Origin of the sequence: Cyclobacterium amurskyense, assembly GCF_001050135.1 — a bacterium.
Classification (GTDB): domain Bacteria; phylum Bacteroidota; class Bacteroidia; order Cytophagales; family Cyclobacteriaceae; genus Cyclobacterium; species Cyclobacterium amurskyense.
This window is the reverse complement of sequence record NZ_CP012040.1, coordinates 1,820,366-1,835,642: the sequence shown is the minus strand read 5'-3', so window position 1 is coordinate 1,835,642 and position 15,277 is coordinate 1,820,366. Positions and strand designations below refer to the sequence as shown.

15 protein-coding genes are annotated in these 15,277 nt (G+C 39.1%); 2 read left to right on the top strand and 13 right to left on the bottom strand.

The window, feature by feature from the left end; all coding sequences use genetic code 11:
• Nucleotides 1-84 precede the first annotated feature (84 nt).
• The 8 genes from CA2015_RS07440 to CA2015_RS25285 form a co-directional block, all read right to left on the bottom strand.
• A complete protein-coding gene (locus tag CA2015_RS07440) occupies nucleotides 85-591 on the bottom strand; it encodes a GNAT family N-acetyltransferase (RefSeq protein WP_048641339.1) in 507 nt (168 codons plus the stop codon).
• Nucleotides 592-607: 16 nt separating this feature from the next.
• Nucleotides 608-2,140, bottom strand: a complete 1,533-nt coding sequence (locus CA2015_RS07435; protein ID WP_053086658.1) for a sulfatase — start codon at nucleotides 2,138-2,140, stop codon at nucleotides 608-610.
• Nucleotides 2,141-2,610: 470 nt separating this feature from the next.
• The gene (locus CA2015_RS07425; protein WP_048641337.1) at nucleotides 2,611-3,627 is read right to left on the bottom strand and encodes an NAD-dependent epimerase/dehydratase family protein; all 1,017 of its coding nucleotides are present in this window, start codon (nucleotides 3,625-3,627) and stop codon (nucleotides 2,611-2,613) included.
• 61 nt (nucleotides 3,628-3,688) lie between these two features.
• Nucleotides 3,689-4,258 carry a Crp/Fnr family transcriptional regulator gene (locus CA2015_RS07420; RefSeq protein WP_048641336.1) on the bottom strand — a complete coding sequence of 190 codons (570 nt, stop codon included), beginning with the start codon at nucleotides 4,256-4,258 and terminating at the stop codon, nucleotides 3,689-3,691.
• 83 nt (nucleotides 4,259-4,341) lie between these two features.
• Nucleotides 4,342-5,475 carry an FAD-dependent monooxygenase gene (locus CA2015_RS07415; protein WP_048641335.1) on the bottom strand — a complete coding sequence of 378 codons (1,134 nt, stop codon included), beginning with the start codon at nucleotides 5,473-5,475 and terminating at the stop codon, nucleotides 4,342-4,344.
• Between the two features lie 887 nt (nucleotides 5,476-6,362).
• Nucleotides 6,363-6,788 carry a hypothetical protein gene (locus tag CA2015_RS07405; RefSeq protein WP_048641333.1) on the bottom strand — a complete coding sequence of 142 codons (426 nt, stop codon included), beginning with the start codon at nucleotides 6,786-6,788 and terminating at the stop codon, nucleotides 6,363-6,365.
• A gap of 66 nt (nucleotides 6,789-6,854) precedes the next feature.
• Entirely contained in the window at nucleotides 6,855-7,145 is a 291-nt protein-coding gene (locus CA2015_RS07400; protein ID WP_240477941.1) for an addiction module antidote protein, read from the bottom strand.
• Nucleotides 7,146-7,496: 351 nt separating this feature from the next.
• The gene (locus CA2015_RS25285) at nucleotides 7,497-7,622 is read right to left on the bottom strand and encodes a type II toxin-antitoxin system RelE/ParE family toxin (RefSeq protein WP_262485593.1); all 126 of its coding nucleotides are present in this window, start codon (nucleotides 7,620-7,622) and stop codon (nucleotides 7,497-7,499) included.
• Nucleotides 7,623-7,638: 16 nt separating this feature from the next.
• Between CA2015_RS25285 and CA2015_RS25045 the strand changes: the two genes are divergently transcribed.
• A complete protein-coding gene (locus CA2015_RS25045) occupies nucleotides 7,639-7,779 on the top strand; it encodes a hypothetical protein (protein ID WP_205749807.1) in 141 nt (46 codons plus the stop codon).
• Nucleotides 7,780-8,115: 336 nt separating this feature from the next.
• Here CA2015_RS25045 and CA2015_RS07390 read toward each other — a convergent pair whose 3' ends face one another.
• The 5 genes from CA2015_RS07390 to CA2015_RS07370 form a co-directional block, all read right to left on the bottom strand.
• Nucleotides 8,116-8,658: a hypothetical protein gene (locus tag CA2015_RS07390; protein ID WP_048641332.1), complete on the bottom strand. Its 543-nt coding sequence runs from the start codon at nucleotides 8,656-8,658 to the stop codon at nucleotides 8,116-8,118.
• A gap of 280 nt (nucleotides 8,659-8,938) precedes the next feature.
• A complete protein-coding gene (locus tag CA2015_RS07385) occupies nucleotides 8,939-9,637 on the bottom strand; it encodes a DUF1826 domain-containing protein (RefSeq protein WP_048644410.1) in 699 nt (232 codons plus the stop codon).
• 252 nt (nucleotides 9,638-9,889) lie between these two features.
• On the bottom strand, nucleotides 9,890-10,489 hold the full coding sequence (locus CA2015_RS07380) for a hypothetical protein (RefSeq protein ID WP_048641331.1): 600 nt from the start codon (nucleotides 10,487-10,489) through the stop codon (nucleotides 9,890-9,892).
• Between the two features lie 68 nt (nucleotides 10,490-10,557).
• On the bottom strand, nucleotides 10,558-11,334 hold the full coding sequence (locus tag CA2015_RS07375; RefSeq protein WP_048641330.1) for an SDR family NAD(P)-dependent oxidoreductase: 777 nt from the start codon (nucleotides 11,332-11,334) through the stop codon (nucleotides 10,558-10,560).
• 65 nt (nucleotides 11,335-11,399) lie between these two features.
• Entirely contained in the window at nucleotides 11,400-13,118 is a 1,719-nt protein-coding gene (locus CA2015_RS07370) for an IlvD/Edd family dehydratase (RefSeq protein WP_048641329.1), read from the bottom strand.
• Nucleotides 13,119-13,506: 388 nt separating this feature from the next.
• Here CA2015_RS07370 and CA2015_RS07365 point away from each other — a divergent pair, with 388 nt between their 5' ends.
• Nucleotides 13,507-15,249, top strand: a complete 1,743-nt coding sequence (locus CA2015_RS07365; RefSeq protein WP_048641328.1) for a GMC family oxidoreductase — start codon at nucleotides 13,507-13,509, stop codon at nucleotides 15,247-15,249.
• Nucleotides 15,250-15,277 lie beyond the last annotated feature (28 nt).

The window sequence follows — 15,277 nt, the reverse complement described above, 5'->3', positions numbered from 1 at the left end:
TGATTAAAAAAATAAGAAAGAAAGTTCTCACGGCTCTATTTTAATGCATTTGTCTTTTAAGAGTTCTTATTATTGATCATAGGCTCATTGTACTTTTCTTTCATATAAATTGTAGCGAGATAAAGGCAAGTCTATAACCTCTACTTTAATAAAACCTAGATTTTCGTAGTACTTGCAAAGTTTAGGGTTTTTTGAATCTGAATCTAATCGCAAGTATTGGCAATCCTTATTTTTGGCTTTATGTGCAATTTCTTCTAAGATCCTTTGTCCAATTCCTTTACCATTATAAGCTTCCTTAACAATTAATGAGTGCACATAGATGGCTTTATCTTTTTGCTTACCCCAATAGAGAAGGTCTTCCCTAAGCATCCTCACCATGCCAATATTGTTATTAGCATGGTCATCAACGAAAAAGAATTCACCGTTTTTAATACCCTCTTCAATCCATAGCACTTTTTCTTGTGGAGGGTTCTTCCAATATTGCCAATGGTCAATCTGCATCCTATGTATTTTTTCGGCTGCTTCCCTCAGTAAACTTAAAACCAGTGGTAGGTCTTTTACTCCTATTTGTCTAAACGTGATATCCGTCATTATTCGTGTCTAATGGCTACTCTCCAGGATAGGCTACGGGTTTTCCACTTTTTTTGTGAATGGGCATCTGTGCATTTACCTCTTTAAGGTGGGCTGATAAAATACTAGCCAACTCTTTTACTTTTTCCGGTTTTATAGCTGCCAAATTGTTTTGCTCTCCAATATCTTCTCGGATATTGAACAATTCAAAACTTTCATCGATATGATAATAAATCAATTTAAAATCTCCTTTACGAATAGCACTGAAAGCACCTATTCCCGGGCCTTTTGGTCCCCATTCATTGGGGTAATGCCAGAACAAAGGCCGGTTATTTGACTTTTGGGAATTATTGCTTTCCAACATGCCAACGAAACTTTTTCCATCTACTGTCTGGACAGTGGGTTGGTCTTCTACTCCTGCCATTTCCAAAATGCTGGGATAAAAATCTTCAATGATCAGATAGTTGTCATTAGTTGATCCGGGAATCGTTACGCCGGGCCACTTTACGATCATTGGTACCCTGATACCACCTTCGTGGATGGACCCTTTGCCGCTAGATAGGGGTTTGTTATGGGTATGTGCTTCTCCGCCTCTGCTATGTACACTCAATCCCCCGTTGTCTGACATGAAAAGGATGATGGTGTTTTCCATCAAATTTTTTTCTTTGAGATGTTGCATGATGTCTCCCAAGCTTTTGTCCATGCCCTCTAAAAGGGCGGCATAGCTGGCTTCTTTTTCATCAAGACCTTTATCCAGGTATTTTTGATAATAGCGCCCGTCTTTCTCTATGGGGGCATGTACCGCATAATGCGACATATACATAAAAAATGGCTTGTCTTCATTCTGTGCCTTGTCCATAGCGATTATTGCCTCCCTTGTCAGTGCTTCAGTTAGGAATATTTCCTGACCATGGTATTTTTCAAGGCCCGGTATATCCCATACAGCACTGCCTCCTCGCCAATTTGCACTAAAATTGTTTGCTCCCAAATAGCTACCGGGACCTCCGGCAGCATGTCCGGCTATATTGACATCAAAACCGATGGCTTCCGGATTTTCTGCCGGGGTATCGATGGCTCCAAAATGTGCTTTTCCGGCATGAATGGTGTAGTAGCCGGCTTTTTGGAGCAGAGAAGGAAGGGCGTCTGCATGTACGGCAAGATCCAAAGGTTCCGGACTCATCCCATTTACATTCCAAGCAGGAAAAGACAACGCTTTATGGTTGGTTTCCATAGGTTGTAGGGCATCCTTGTGTAGGGTCCAATTGGTTACACGATGACGGGCAGCATTCATGCCGGTCATTAGACTTATACGAGTGGGAGAACATACAGGTGTGGCATAAGCTTGGGTAAACATCATGCCCTCCGAAGCTAGCTTTTCCATATTTGGTGTATGGTAGCGCTCATTGAGAGGAGTTTTTTTGTGCCAGAAAGGAACTGATGTGTCCTGCCAACCCATGTCATCAACAAAAAATAAAACAATGTTTGGTTGATTTGAAGCTTCTAGACTTGCTTGATTTTTGCAGCTTCCAAAGACCATACATAGTATGGTTAGGTAAAAAAGAATTTTCATAGGTTAGTTTTTCTTGAATTCGACCTCGGTTTTAAATAACCATCAGGCCTTGTTGGGATCACCGTTTTTAATATAAACGGTGAAGATAAATCTAAATGCTGAACCGTCAAAAGGGACTTGCCGCATTATTGACCATACTTTGATAAAGCTCCAAATAATTTGGTTGGCTAGTTCCAATTTAGTTGATCTATTTCCTAATGTGTTTGTTGAAGAACTCAAGTTCATCTCCTACATCAGAAAAGAGATCCAAATCTATATTTTCAACTTTGGTAAGTGCTTTTTGAAGCGATTTCAGCACGTAATAGAATGTCTATTGCATATTTCGGGTTTAACTAAATCATTGAATTGGATGCTTAGTTTGACGAAGGGTGCCAGAATGGTAGTAAAGATCCAAAATGCAATTTGAGAAAACAATCACTGTCCCAAGGAAAGATTTCAAATTCAGTTTGGACAATGGTTCTATAATCCATTTATTCACTTAGTTTTCCCTTATCCCAATCATTTTTCAGGTATTCCAAAGCTTCTTCTAATGCTTTTATTGATGATTTAGGCTTGAAATCCAGTTCTTCTATTGATTTACTAATATTGTAATCCTGTTTTAGCCCATAAAACATGTCTAAATAATGCCGCTGTAATTGTGGCTCTTTTCCTGTTAATTTACTGCTAAATTCCATTAGTCTAGCAACAGTATACAATAAGCATTTAGGTACTTTTTTTGGGATTTTTAATTTTAATTCAGGATATAGGTTGGCTGCTATTCTCACACTTTCTTGTAAGGTGGTATGGGATTCATTGGATAAAATATAACGTGCTCCATCTCTGCCTTTTTTCATTGCGTTATAGGCGCCTAAAGCCACATCTTTTACATCTACCCAATTTAAAGTCACATTTGTATCTACAGGAATTTCCCCTTTTAAAACTTGCAAGACAAGATTGTTAGAATAACTAAGGTTATGAGCCATAGCACCAATCATGGCAGAAGGGAGAATTAGAACAGTTCTTATTCCATATTTTTTTCCTAATTCTAAGGCCAATTTATCCGAATCATTTTTAGAGTTGTAATACCAGTTTCTTCTGTCCTTATTGTATCCATTATCCACATTGGCGGGTAGTTTTTTGAAATTTAAACTGGCGACAGAACTCACATATACAATATTTTTTATGCCACATTCTTTTGCAATGTCGAATACATTTTGAGTGCCTTGCATATTGTTGTCATAAATTTCAGTTTTTGGATTTTTAGCCCACATACTAAAATTTGCTGCTACAGCATATAGGTTTTTAACTCCTTGAAATGCTTTTTTTAAAGATTTTTTATCAGTAAGATCAGCTTGAACAACTTCGCAATTTAGCCCTTTAAAAGGTCCTTGGTTATTGATGTTTCTTACTGTTGTTCTAACTTTATGGTTTTTAGAAAGTAATGTTCTAACCAGGTTGTTCCCTAAATGTCCATTTCCCCCTGTAACTAATGAAATTTCTTCGCTCATCTTTTATGTTTTATGTTTGAGCAAATTTCGATGTCTTTTAGTAAACCAAAAATAACATTTGTTAGGAAGCAATTTGTTTGCGTATTCTACTTAAAGACTGGGGTTCTATACCTAAAAAGGAAGCAATGTTGTCCACGGAAACGTTTAAGGCCAGCTTGGGGTGTTGATTTACAAACTTTAGGTAACGTTCTTTTGCTGTCAATATTTGAAAATCTTTAACACGTTCCAATTTACAGCTCAAGTGTTCATTGGTTACAGTTTTTACAAAATCCTTCCAAAAAAGGGTGTTTTCTTGTAACAGATCAAAATCAGGTTTCGCTATTTTTACCAATTCACAATCCGTAACCGTTTCATAATAATCCAAAGAGGGTGTTTCACTCATAAAGCTATCTAAAGATGTGAAAAAATCTTGTTCTGAGACCAAATGTTGGATTACTAATTTACCATCAATGTTTTGATACCCTTTAACAATCCCTTTACTTAAAAAGTAAATATAGCGTTCAATTTTTCCTGATTCTAATAGCTTAGTTTGGGCAGGGACATTGGCTGAAATAAAACTTTTTTTAAGTAAACCAATATCATTATCAGTCAATGAGAATTGTGAGTTGATATGATTTATAAGTTTTTTCATTTGTATAGTTATTCAAATGGTAATGAACGCTCCTACGCAAAAGTAGTTGTTTTTGGCTTATAGGTTTTATTGGCAGCTGGCCTTTATATTTTTAATTCGGTTACTCTATAGGAAAAGTATTTTGCTATCATTTTCATTGCCACACTTGAAGGGGTTATTTTGAAAAGAAAGTTCCTTAAAGCTATTAAGATGGGGTTTGAAATTTGCCCTATTTTTCCAAGTGTCAAACTCTCATTTACGATTTCTTTGGATCGTGGAAATTGATGTTTTTCGTAAAGGGCATATGCTTTAGGAGAAAGTCCATATTTGTTTACGCATTGGGCCAAAAGATATGCTCCTTCGATTGCCATACATCCTCCTTGCCCTAAGTTTGGAGTTGTTGGATGGGCTGCATCTCCGATTAAGGTAATATTGCCCTTGGTCCAGCCTTTATGCGGCACTCGATCAGACAAACTGTTTTTTAAAATTTTTTCCGTGTTTTCCATTAACTCTGGGATGGGCTGATGCCAATCTCCAAAAAGCCGTTTCAGCTTGTTTTTTGTTCCTTCTGGAATATCATCTTGCAAAAATGCTTCATTGCAAGTTGCCCACCAACCATATACCCCATCTTTAATAGGTACAATACCCACTCGCTGACCTTCTCCATAGGTTTCACTTGCATAACCAATGTCAAAATTGGTTTCAACCACACCACGCCAAACATTGTAACCTCTATATATGGGATCTCCGTCCTTGATGATGTGTTTTCGAACGACAGAATGTATGCCATCTGCTCCAATTACTGCATCAAAATTTGAGCACTCACCATTTTCAAAAGTCACTTCCACCTGACCATTATCTAAATTCGCTAATTGCTTTACACTTTTACCCTTATGCAGTTGAGCATTAATGCCGGTTAGTAAAATTCTGTGTAAGTCGGCTCGGTGTATACAAACGACAGGATAATCACTCTTGGGTGAAGACTTACTAAGGATATTTCCTTTTTTCGTTTTGAGGTAGACATTTTCAAATTTTCCGCTTGTTTTCAGTATTGGATCAAGTAGTCCAATTTCATCCATCACAGATAGAGCGTTTGGAAAGACACTGATAGCAGCGCCTACTTCTCCGAATTCTTGTTTTTGTTCAAAAATGTGGACTTCATACTGATTCGTAGAAAGACAACGTGCAAAGGTAAGTCCCGCTATGCCTCCTCCGATTACTGCGACTTTTTGTTTCATTTAGTTTTTTGTTATTTCATACATTAATCAGGCTAAAAATGAGGCGATTTGGTCGATCGGCAATTGTTTTAGCAATGTGGATAGTATAATTGTCATCTGTAAATTCTGTTTCTGTTTCAAATGGCTTTCCCTACATTTCAAATGGCATTCTATAAACATCTCGCAAATCTTGATGGATTTCAAATTTGATTTTGCTAGAATGCAGACCTAGAAAGTTGCTCAAGTCTTTTATTATAACGTTTTGGATTAATAACCCCCTATTAGAAAAGGCATTTGGAAAGAATTTCTCTGTAATAATAATTTGCTCACTTTGTCTATTAGGATACCCAAAAAACTTAATCAACCATTTAAAATTATCCTCAACCCATTCTCTATCAGGGTTGGTTATTCGAAATGTTTTTTCTTTTTTATTGAACCCGAATAATTTCATTTTTCTAATTAGCCAAAATGTTTTGTAGGTATATGCCTATGAAATTGCATAGGACTTACTTAGCAGAGGCTTAGCGCTTATTTCTACATGTCAAAATAAGGATTTTGGACAAAAGATCTAGTGCAGGAACTACATTTTTAAAGGTTAGGGTTAAAAAAACAGTATCCTGATCCCCATCACCCTTATTATAATTCATTAAAGTGGACCCTGAGCACGGTCCCTGAGCCTGTCGAGGGGTGTCGAAGGGATAGCTATCAGAGTGTTTAGTTATTGTGTGCGATTTTTTATTTCTGTCGGTGTTTAATATCCATTCCTTGATGAATAATTCTGACAATTTGCACAATGTTATTTTCATCCCTTCTGTAAAAGATAAGATTTGATTGACATTATTCGAAATTTGCTTTTACTCCTAGTTTTTTTATTCATTAAAAGCCAAATAAATGTTTCTGCGAACTTGTTAGGAGAACCAAGTTTTCAATTTATGTATGACCCGCTTATTGGGGGAAGCTATAGTTGTAGGTTGTTTATTTTTATTCTTTAAGCTATTTATTGCTTGAGATGAAAAGTCAACATATTTAAAAAAATCTTTTTCGGAAAGCTTCTCTCGTGATTTCCCACTATTATGAAACATACAATCAAGCTGAAATAGAATGTTCAAATGTCCTAATTCCCCATTTTGACTACTCCACACAATATTGTCATAGTTCGCTTCTTGAAATAAACTTGGTATTAAGGATAACTTATGTATTGACAGTTCCTTAGGGTAGCCATTGTCTTTATAATAAGATTTTATTTCTTGAAGGATGTTTAAGCGTAACCTTTCAATGCCTATTGGATTTGAGTATCCGCTTATCAAACTTTGTATTTCTTTTTCAAAATCCATTTTAATCGTCTGGAACGCTCAGGGTTTGTAGTATAAGAGATGTTGTGGTGTGGTATTTCTTCTTTTTTAACTGGATGGTTTTATGTTTATCTGTCCACCGACCGCTTTTAAAACTTTCATGATGGTCTCGAATTGAGGTTTGGCCCCGTCGGCTAAAGCCTTGTACAGACTCGGCCTGCTCATTCCCGTTTTCTCAGCGATTTTTGTCATTCCGATAGCTTTCGCGATGTGTCCGATAGCTACAATAAGGTCAGAGCTGTCCCCGTCTTCGAGAACAGTGTTAAGATACTCTGCAATCATTTCTTCGTTGTCGAGATAGTCTGCAATGTCAAATTTTGTTATTGTCATGTTACTCATTCTTTAGTTTATTCCAGATTTCTTGTGCCTTCTTAATGTCCTTCTGTTGACTTGATTTCTCACCACCGATTAATAGTATGATGATCTTATCTTCCTTCTCTTTAACCCGGATTATGTAATAGAATTCGTGATAGCCTGTCCCGTGTTTACGGGAAGTGTTGCAATCGCAAGAAAATCAGGCTGTTTGGAGATTTTAGCATAGCACCGCTATGGTGAAATTGAAAACAGCAACGAAGTGGCTGGTTTTAAAGCGATTTCAGCACGTAATAGAATGTCTATTGCATATTTCGTGTTTAAAATAGAGTCTATAACCTTTCGCATAATTTATCCGCATTTCGCTAATGCCATCGCCTACAGGTCAAAATGTTCATCAGTCTCCAACTTCTGAATCCTGAATAGAATTTTTGCTTTAGCTCGAATATCCTTGAGCTTTCTAATCCATTTATCGAATTCAGCTGTTTTTTCTGTTCTGATCATGAATTTTTGTATCCTAATGGATACAAAAATAAACTATTCTCTTGAGATTTCAAAGTGTCTGGTATCGGTCAACCGTGAGAAAAAGCCCGATTGGAAGTATAAAAACCTGATCAGATTGGGAGTGGACCAAGACCATGCTTACGCATGGAAGGACTGAGCGTAAAGAAATGACCTCTTTAGGTCATTTTAGTGAGGGGCCAGATGGCGGGAGGGTAGATAAGGGGGATGGGCGGTAGCTCAGAGTCCGATTCTGATTACTACTATCACATTGTCTCGCCTAAGAAGAAAAGGTTATGAATCCATGCTTTCCTATTACCTCAAATCACAACCTACAATCCGGTGAACTGGGACTGAGCGTAAAAAATGATCTTTTTGGATCATTTGTGTGAAGAACCGGAATGCAGGGCAGGCACGAGACTCCCGGTCAACTGTGTGAGAGCCTCAACCTAAGTCATTTGGCTCAGGTCGGGCTACTCGACTGGCAACTGGCTTTTTATTCGATATGATACCATTTATATTCTTTTCCATTCCAGAATATAATTCCGCCACCATGCGTTTCCGTCACGCTCATATAAATTCCATTTCCGATTAGTTTGAAATTTTGAGAATCGTCTGGTCCTAGTAAATCTCCCGTTTCTTCGTCTACTAATTCGGGGGCGACAATTTCTCCTTTCGGAATGATTTTGAATATTTCAATCCAATTCAAGTCGGTCATATTGTCAATTTCTTGACCGGCTCCAAAAACGAAGCTTTCTTGGTTTTCGGAATTATGAATTATTAAAACACCTATTTTTTGGTTATTTTTATTTTTAACGATTGAAGCAAAGTCCGTTTTATTATCTCCGTTAAAATCTCCAGTCAGGCTTTTGTTAGCTATCAATTCTAAGGAATCAGGAACTTTTGTCAAATCAACTTTTTCAGTTAGTTCAACTCTTAATTCTGTTTTTTCTTTATTCGGTTCAGATAGTTTTTCCGTCTTTTCTTTACAAGACGAAAGGCATAAAATCAGAACGGAAATTATAATTGGTATTCTCATTTTTCAGCTTTTTGCCAACAATTGTATATATACAGGTTTAGCTGGGGAATTGCGTATATATCAACTATGTACCCGGCTCCTTTGCTTTGTTATTCCCTTTCAAATTAATGATTTAGAATAATAAATCTAGTCTGGAAACTATATTTTTAAAGATTAGGATTAAAAATACTGTATCCTGATACCGATTACCCTATTAATAATTCATTAAAGAGGCCCCTGAGCCTGTCAAAGGGGTTTGATTGGCTGACACAGCATTCTTCAGGTTCCCTTCAGGCTTTATTTAACAGATTAATAATAACCTTTTCTGTCCATTTTTTTCCTGTGGGGCACGATGAATACAAGGGGGAACTTTACTATTAGGGTGATCTGTGGCCAACCTGCATAAATGCCCTAGGCCTAAGCTTATTGGTTGTGCATTGGCTTTGGCTAGGTAGTGAAGGTCAAAGAACTGTTCACTCAAAAAGGATTCAAAATAACCCGCTGCGCCATCATGTAATTTTTTAAGTTCCTCCCGTATTTCGGGAACAAGCACTTTTTGTTCGGCTTGTGAATTGGGCAATATTTCACTTGTCTCCCCATAGTAAGTACATAAAAAAGTGTCGACAGGTATAGGCGCGCGATCTACATGAAAGGAATAAACATCGGTGGGAAAAAACGGGTAACTATCATCCCTTTCATAGGACTGAATCACATTAAGTGTGGGAGAGGCACCATGTGCTTTCAAAACCTTCAAATCATCTAGAAGAATTTCACGCGCAAGCTGCCCTTGTCCAGTCAACTGAAGTTCAAGAAGCTCATCAAGATGAAGTTCGGCCATGTTTTCATTAAGTGAGACCTGATTAACAATCTCAGAAAAACCCCCCATAAGCTTACGTGTCCAACAAATCGCATTGCTATTTCCATGAAAAGGCGTGGAAAGAAAATCTTGAAAATTAGTCACGTATTGAATTTGCTGTTCAACAGAAGATAAATTGATCATAACAGGTAGTAAAAGACTAAATCTTGATTCTTTGAAAAAAGTAGTATCACCTTCCAAATTTCGGGAATTTATTTTTCAAATCATGCTCTTCTTCCTACCATTCTGCCCAAGTAAGACTAATTCTCAAAATGCTGTCAATAATTCGTTGGCGTTCTCGTACCCTGAGGCTGTCGAAGGTATAGGACAAGGTTGCACTATGCACTAGTTTGCTTAGTAATTGTTCTCACAAATTGCACTTATACTTTTCTTCACCTAATTAAACAATTCCCATTCTTCTAAAAGTCCTACGTTGTTTGAGGTATGAAAATCAGCAAATTCTTTTGCTCCCCCAAACCAACTTATTACTTCCTTTCTTGCGAGCAATGATGGTTTTTCTGAAAGATGAGACCAGTAAGAACTGTAACTCCAATCTCGTAAATCTTTTGTAAATGTGTGTTTTACAGGGTTTTGGTGAATGTAATTTATAACCGAAGTAAGGTAACTGTCTGATTCAATTTTAAATCGCTTCGTATAATCTATCCAAAGCCCACCTTTACGCTCGTATTTTTTATTGTAAGCTTTTGCATAGGCATTTAATAGATTGCTCAATTCCTGCATGACCAGCTTATGATAATCATTCTTGAATTTTGGATGTTTTAGAGCAGCTTCTTCATCGATTGTTCTGATTAAAAAAAGAATGTGATTGGGCATAAGGCAATAGCAGAAGGTACTGCACACCGAAGGCATATACTGCGCATATTTTCTTAGAAAATACCGGTAGTTTTCATCACATCTGAAAAGGTTTTCGCTACCTACCGCATGGTTTATCACATGATAGTAGCTACTCGGTTCAAATTTTACTAGCCCTTTCATAGTTGTTACATTTTAATAAACCTATAAGGTTTTTAAAACCTTATAGGTTTGAATTTATTACCGATCCCCTACCGATAAGGCGAAGGACTGGTAGAAGTCCATCCTCCATCTATGACCAAGCTCTGGCCTGTGATGTGCCTTGCGGCTGGGGAGACCAGAAAGGTCACGGCCTCGGCAATGTCTCTGGGATAGGCAGGCCTTCCCATGGGGGTTATTTCTGACCAGGTCTTTTCATAGCCTTCTTCCGAAGCGGTACGTTCCGTCATGGTGGCGCCAGGAGCCACTGCATTTACATTGATTTTATAGGGGGAAAGCTCTACGACCAGGGTTTTGGCCAGCATTTCTAAAGCAGCTTTGCTCATGCCATAGGCAGCTAAATTTTTATGGGCCTGGTGGCCGGTGACTGAGGACATAAAAAGCAGACTGCCTCCTGTCTCCTGTTTGATCATTTGCAGGGATACCTGCTGGGCTAGAAAAAAGCTGCCTGCCAGATTCAGTTGCATTACTTTATGGAAATCCGCTTCCTTGTAAGTGAGGAAATCCCCAAAAACAGTGATGCCTGCATTGGCCACGGCCACGTCTATGGCTCCAAATGCCTCGACTGTGTGTTGCACCATTTGTTCGATAAAATGGATGTCCGAAACATCTCCGGAAATTCCTTTACAGGACTGGGGAAAAGTGGCGTTTATCTTTTCACAGGCTTTTGTAGTGACGGCTTCATCCAAGTCATTCAACATGACCTTATAACCTTTGGAAGCCAGCAAAAAAACGATTTCAAAGCCTATTCCTACACCGGCTCCTGTAACTAAGGCTACTGGAGCAGCTTCCGTATTGGTTTTATTCATTGGGTTTAATAAAGTTTAAAAATTACCGGAAAACAGCATTGCTTTCCGGTAATAATGGGGTTGAACTAATGAGAGTCTTTGGTGACTTCACTTCCTGAATTGCCTTTAAGAAAATCTAGATCGGCTCCTAGGTTGGCTTGTTCAACAGTCTTAACATACAGACTCACATAACCTCTTTCTGTAGGGCTTGCTGGTTTTTTCCAGGCTGCTTTTCTTTTGGTCAGCTCTTCATCTGACACCAATAAGTTCAGCTTTCTGGCCTCTACGTCGAGCTCTATTTCATCACCTGTTTGCACAACTGCAAAGTTCCCTCCTTCTGCCGCTTCAGGAGTGGCGTGAAGGATTACTGTTCCAAAACCGGTGCCACTCATTCTTCCATCAGAAATCCTAACCATGTCCTTGATGCCCTTGGCCAGTACCTTTGGAGGGAGTCCCATATTGCCTACCTCCGGCATTCCTGGATAGCCTCTTGGGCCTACATTTTTAAGCACCATGATGGAATTTTCGTCGATGTCCAGATCGGGATCATCTATTTTGTTTTTATAGTCATCAATGTCTTCAAAAACTACCGCCTTGCCTGTATGCTTCATCAGTTCAGGACTGGCAGCAGAAGGCTTGATAATGGAGCCTGTTTCGCAGAGGTTGCCTTTGAGTACCACTATTCCTGACAAAGGATTGAAAGGTTCATCAATGGCCGCAATTACCTCTTTGTTGTAATTTTCAAATTTCTCATTGTTCTTTCCTATGCTTTGACCGGTTACGGTAAGAGCTCCATTGTGTAGCTTGTCTTTCAATTGACGGATAACGGGAGGCAATCCACCGGCATAGTAAAAGTCTTCCATAAAATACTTTCCAGAAGGCTGAAGATTAGCCAAAAGTGGGATGCCTGCTGAATATTTGTCGAAATCTTCCAGGTCTAGTTCCACGCCCATCCTGCCTGCAATGGCCAATAGGTGAATAACAAAGTTGGTAGACCCGCCTATGGCAGCATTGACCATTATGGCATTTTCAAAAGCTTCTCTGGTAAGGATATCAGAAAGTTTCAGGTCATTCTCAACCATTTTCACGATTTCCATGCCTGACATGTGGGCCAATATCTTTCTGCCAGTATCAGGAGCAGGAATAGCAGCATTTCCAGGAAGGGACAAGCCCAGTGATTCTACCATACAGGCCATCGTGGAGGCAGTTCCCATTACCCCACAATGCCCATCACTTCGGCAAAGTCCGGATTCTGCAACATACAAATCCTCCTGGGAAATTTTTCCTGATCTGGAGTCTTCACTAAACCTCCAAATGTCACTGGTGCTGATTTCAGCGCCTCTGTATCTTCCAGTTAGCATAGGGCCACCAGAAACAACAATGGTTGGCAAGTTCACACTTGCCGCTCCCATCACTAGTGAGGGAGTGGTTTTGTCGCAACCACAAAGCAATACTACCCCATCCAATGGATTGGCACGAATGGACTCCTCTGTATCCATACTTGCCAGGTTTCTATAGAGCATGGCCGTGGGTTTCATCACGGTTTCTCCAAGTGACATTACCGGAAATTCTACAGGATAACCTCCTGCTTCCAATATGCCTTTTTTCACGAATTCTGCCAATTCCCTAAAGTGAGAATTACATGGGGTTAACTCAGACCAGGTGTTGCAAATTCCAATGATTGGTTTGCTGCCAGTTAGTTCATGAGTAGGGATGCCCTGTTTTCTGAACCATGACCTATAAATAAGCCCATCCTTGCCAGTTTTTCCAAACCAACCTTGGCTTCTTCTTTCCTTTTTTTTCATTTTTTGGGTTATGTTTTGTGCAAAAAAAAGTGCTTTACCCGGCAAGGGTAGTACTTTTTATCCTATTTAAAGTATAAGGATAGTAAATGTTTGGGCAAAATAAAATTTTAACATCCAAAAACCTCAATTGCAGGTAACAGTTCATTGAATGTTAATTTTTGCTGTCTTTTCTTCGAATTAAATCATAAAAATATTCATCGGAAGAAGGGGTGTAATCCTAGGTTTGTCCGTTGTATTGTTTGTAAATCGTGGAAATGGCAAATAATATCCTGACTTAGTGTGTGGTTTCTGATAGATCAGCTTAACCCTGATTTTAGAAATGATGAAAAATTAGCATTAATCTCCTATTTTGGGGGGCGAATTATAAATAAACTCAAAATAATCAGCAATGAGCTTTGAAATAAAATCATCCTTGGATACCTATGATGTGATAATTGTAGGATCAGGTGCCGGTGGAGGAATGGCAAGTAAAATTCTTTCAGAAGCAGGTCTGAGTGTTGCAGTGGTAGAAGCAGGAAGTGACTTCGATCCTGCAATGGAAGAATACAGAACCCAATTGAGGTTTCCTTGGGAATCACCGAGAAGAGGGGCCAATACGGTTCGTGCTTTTGGCGATTTTGATGCAGCCTATGGAGGATGGGAAATTGATGGAGAACCTTACACCCGAAAAGATGGAACTGAGTTTGACTGGTTCCGTTCCAGAATGGTAGGTGGAAGGACCAATCACTGGGGAAGAATTTCTCTACGTTTTGGACCTGATGATTTTAAAAGAAGAAGCATTGATGGTTTAGGAGACGATTGGCCAATTGGCTATGACGATGTAAAACCGTTTTACGATCGAGTAGATAAAATGATAGGTGTCTTCGGTTCTAAAGAAGGCATGAGAAATGAACCTGATGGAAACTTTCTTCCTCCGCCAAAGCCAAGATTGCACGAGGCGGCCTTTACCAAGGCAGGAAAAAAAATCAACCTACCTGTACTTCCTTCCAGGGTTTCCGTTTTGACCCGTCCGGTAAATAACGAAAGAGGCGCTTGTTTTTTCTGTGCGCAGTGTAACAGGGGTTGTCAGGTTTATGGTGATTTCTCTGCAGGAACAGTATTGGTAAAACCTGCCATCAAAAAAGGAAATGTAGATCTTTATACCTATGCCATGGTGCGTAAAGTTACCACCAATGACAAAGGAGAAGCTACGGGCGTTTCCTACGTGAGCAAGGTTGACATGCAAGAATACAAGCTGAAAGCAAGAGTTGTTGTTTTAGGTGCTTCTGCTGGTGAGACGGCCAGGATCATGATGAACTCCGCTTCTACTAAACATCCTAACGGATTGTCTAATAGCAGTGGGACTTTAGGTAGATACCTGCATGACTCTACAGGAGCGAGTAGGTCTGCATTAATGACTGACTTTATAGGCAGAGACAAATACAATGAAGACGGTGTAGGTTCATTGCACGTGTATACCCCTTGGTGGTTGGACAATAAAAAACTGGATTTCCCTAGAGGATATCACCTTGAATTCGGTGGAGGTATGCGCCAACCAAATTATGGTTTTGGTTTTGGAATGGAGTCCATGCGAAAATACATGCAGGATGAATTTGGCAAGCCAAGACCTAATGGTGGTTATGGTGAAGGTCTTAAAAAAGACATTAGAAATATTTATGGTGCCACAGTAGGTATCGCTGGCAGGGGAGAATCTGTTCCTCAGTATGACAATTATTGTGAAATTGACCCTACAGTAGTAGATAAATTTGGTATTCCTGTGCTTCGATTCAATTACAACTGGACCGAACATGAGGTGAAACAAGCCAAGCACATGCAGGAAACCTTTGAAGAGATGTTTGATTCCATGGGAGCCAAAGTGATGGGCAAGAAACCAGGAGCAGACACCAAATATGGTTTAGAGGCCCCAGGAAGAATTATTCATGAGGTAGGTACTACCAGAATGGGCAATGATCCAAAAACGTCTGTTTTGAATAAGTATTCTCAAGCCCATGAATGTGACAATCTATTTGTAGTAGATGCTGGGCCATTTGTTTCTCAGGCGGATAAAAACCCAACATGGACCATTTTGGCCCTTTCTATCCGAACTTCTGAATACATAGTGGATCAGATGAAAAAGAAAAACATAGGTTAACAAGCCCATTATTTCCAATTGAAATCAG

Bases quoted from the DNA above. Each gene is read 5' to 3' on its own strand.
- CA2015_RS07440 (WP_048641339.1), bottom strand. From the start codon at position 591: ATGACGGATATCACGTTTAGACAAATAGGAGTAAAAGACCTACCACTG.
- CA2015_RS07385 (WP_048644410.1), bottom strand. From the start codon at position 9,637: ATGATCAATTTATCTTCTGTTGAACAGCAAATTCAATACGTGACTAAT.
- CA2015_RS25045 (WP_205749807.1), top strand. From the start codon at position 7,639: ATGGATACAAAAATAAACTATTCTCTTGAGATTTCAAAGTGTCTGGTA.
- CA2015_RS07435 (WP_053086658.1), bottom strand. From the start codon at position 2,140: ATGAAAATTCTTTTTTACCTAACCATACTATGTATGGTCTTTGGAAGC.
- CA2015_RS07365 (WP_048641328.1), top strand. From the start codon at position 13,507: ATGAGCTTTGAAATAAAATCATCCTTGGATACCTATGATGTGATAATT.
- CA2015_RS07375 (WP_048641330.1), bottom strand. From the start codon at position 11,334: ATGAATAAAACCAATACGGAAGCTGCTCCAGTAGCCTTAGTTACAGGA.
- CA2015_RS07400 (WP_240477941.1), bottom strand. From the start codon at position 7,145: ATGAGTAACATGACAATAACAAAATTTGACATTGCAGACTATCTCGAC.
- CA2015_RS07405 (WP_048641333.1), bottom strand. From the start codon at position 6,788: ATGGATTTTGAAAAAGAAATACAAAGTTTGATAAGCGGATACTCAAAT.
- CA2015_RS07390 (WP_048641332.1), bottom strand. From the start codon at position 8,658: ATGAGAATACCAATTATAATTTCCGTTCTGATTTTATGCCTTTCGTCT.
- CA2015_RS07370 (WP_048641329.1), bottom strand. From the start codon at position 13,118: ATGAAAAAAAAGGAAAGAAGAAGCCAAGGTTGGTTTGGAAAAACTGGC.
- CA2015_RS07380 (WP_048641331.1), bottom strand. From the start codon at position 10,489: ATGAAAGGGCTAGTAAAATTTGAACCGAGTAGCTACTATCATGTGATA.
- CA2015_RS07420 (WP_048641336.1), bottom strand. From the start codon at position 4,258: ATGAAAAAACTTATAAATCATATCAACTCACAATTCTCATTGACTGAT.
- CA2015_RS07415 (WP_048641335.1), bottom strand. From the start codon at position 5,475: ATGAAACAAAAAGTCGCAGTAATCGGAGGAGGCATAGCGGGACTTACC.
- CA2015_RS07425 (WP_048641337.1), bottom strand. From the start codon at position 3,627: ATGAGCGAAGAAATTTCATTAGTTACAGGGGGAAATGGACATTTAGGG.
- CA2015_RS25285 (WP_262485593.1), bottom strand. From the start codon at position 7,622: ATGATCAGAACAGAAAAAACAGCTGAATTCGATAAATGGATTAGAAAG.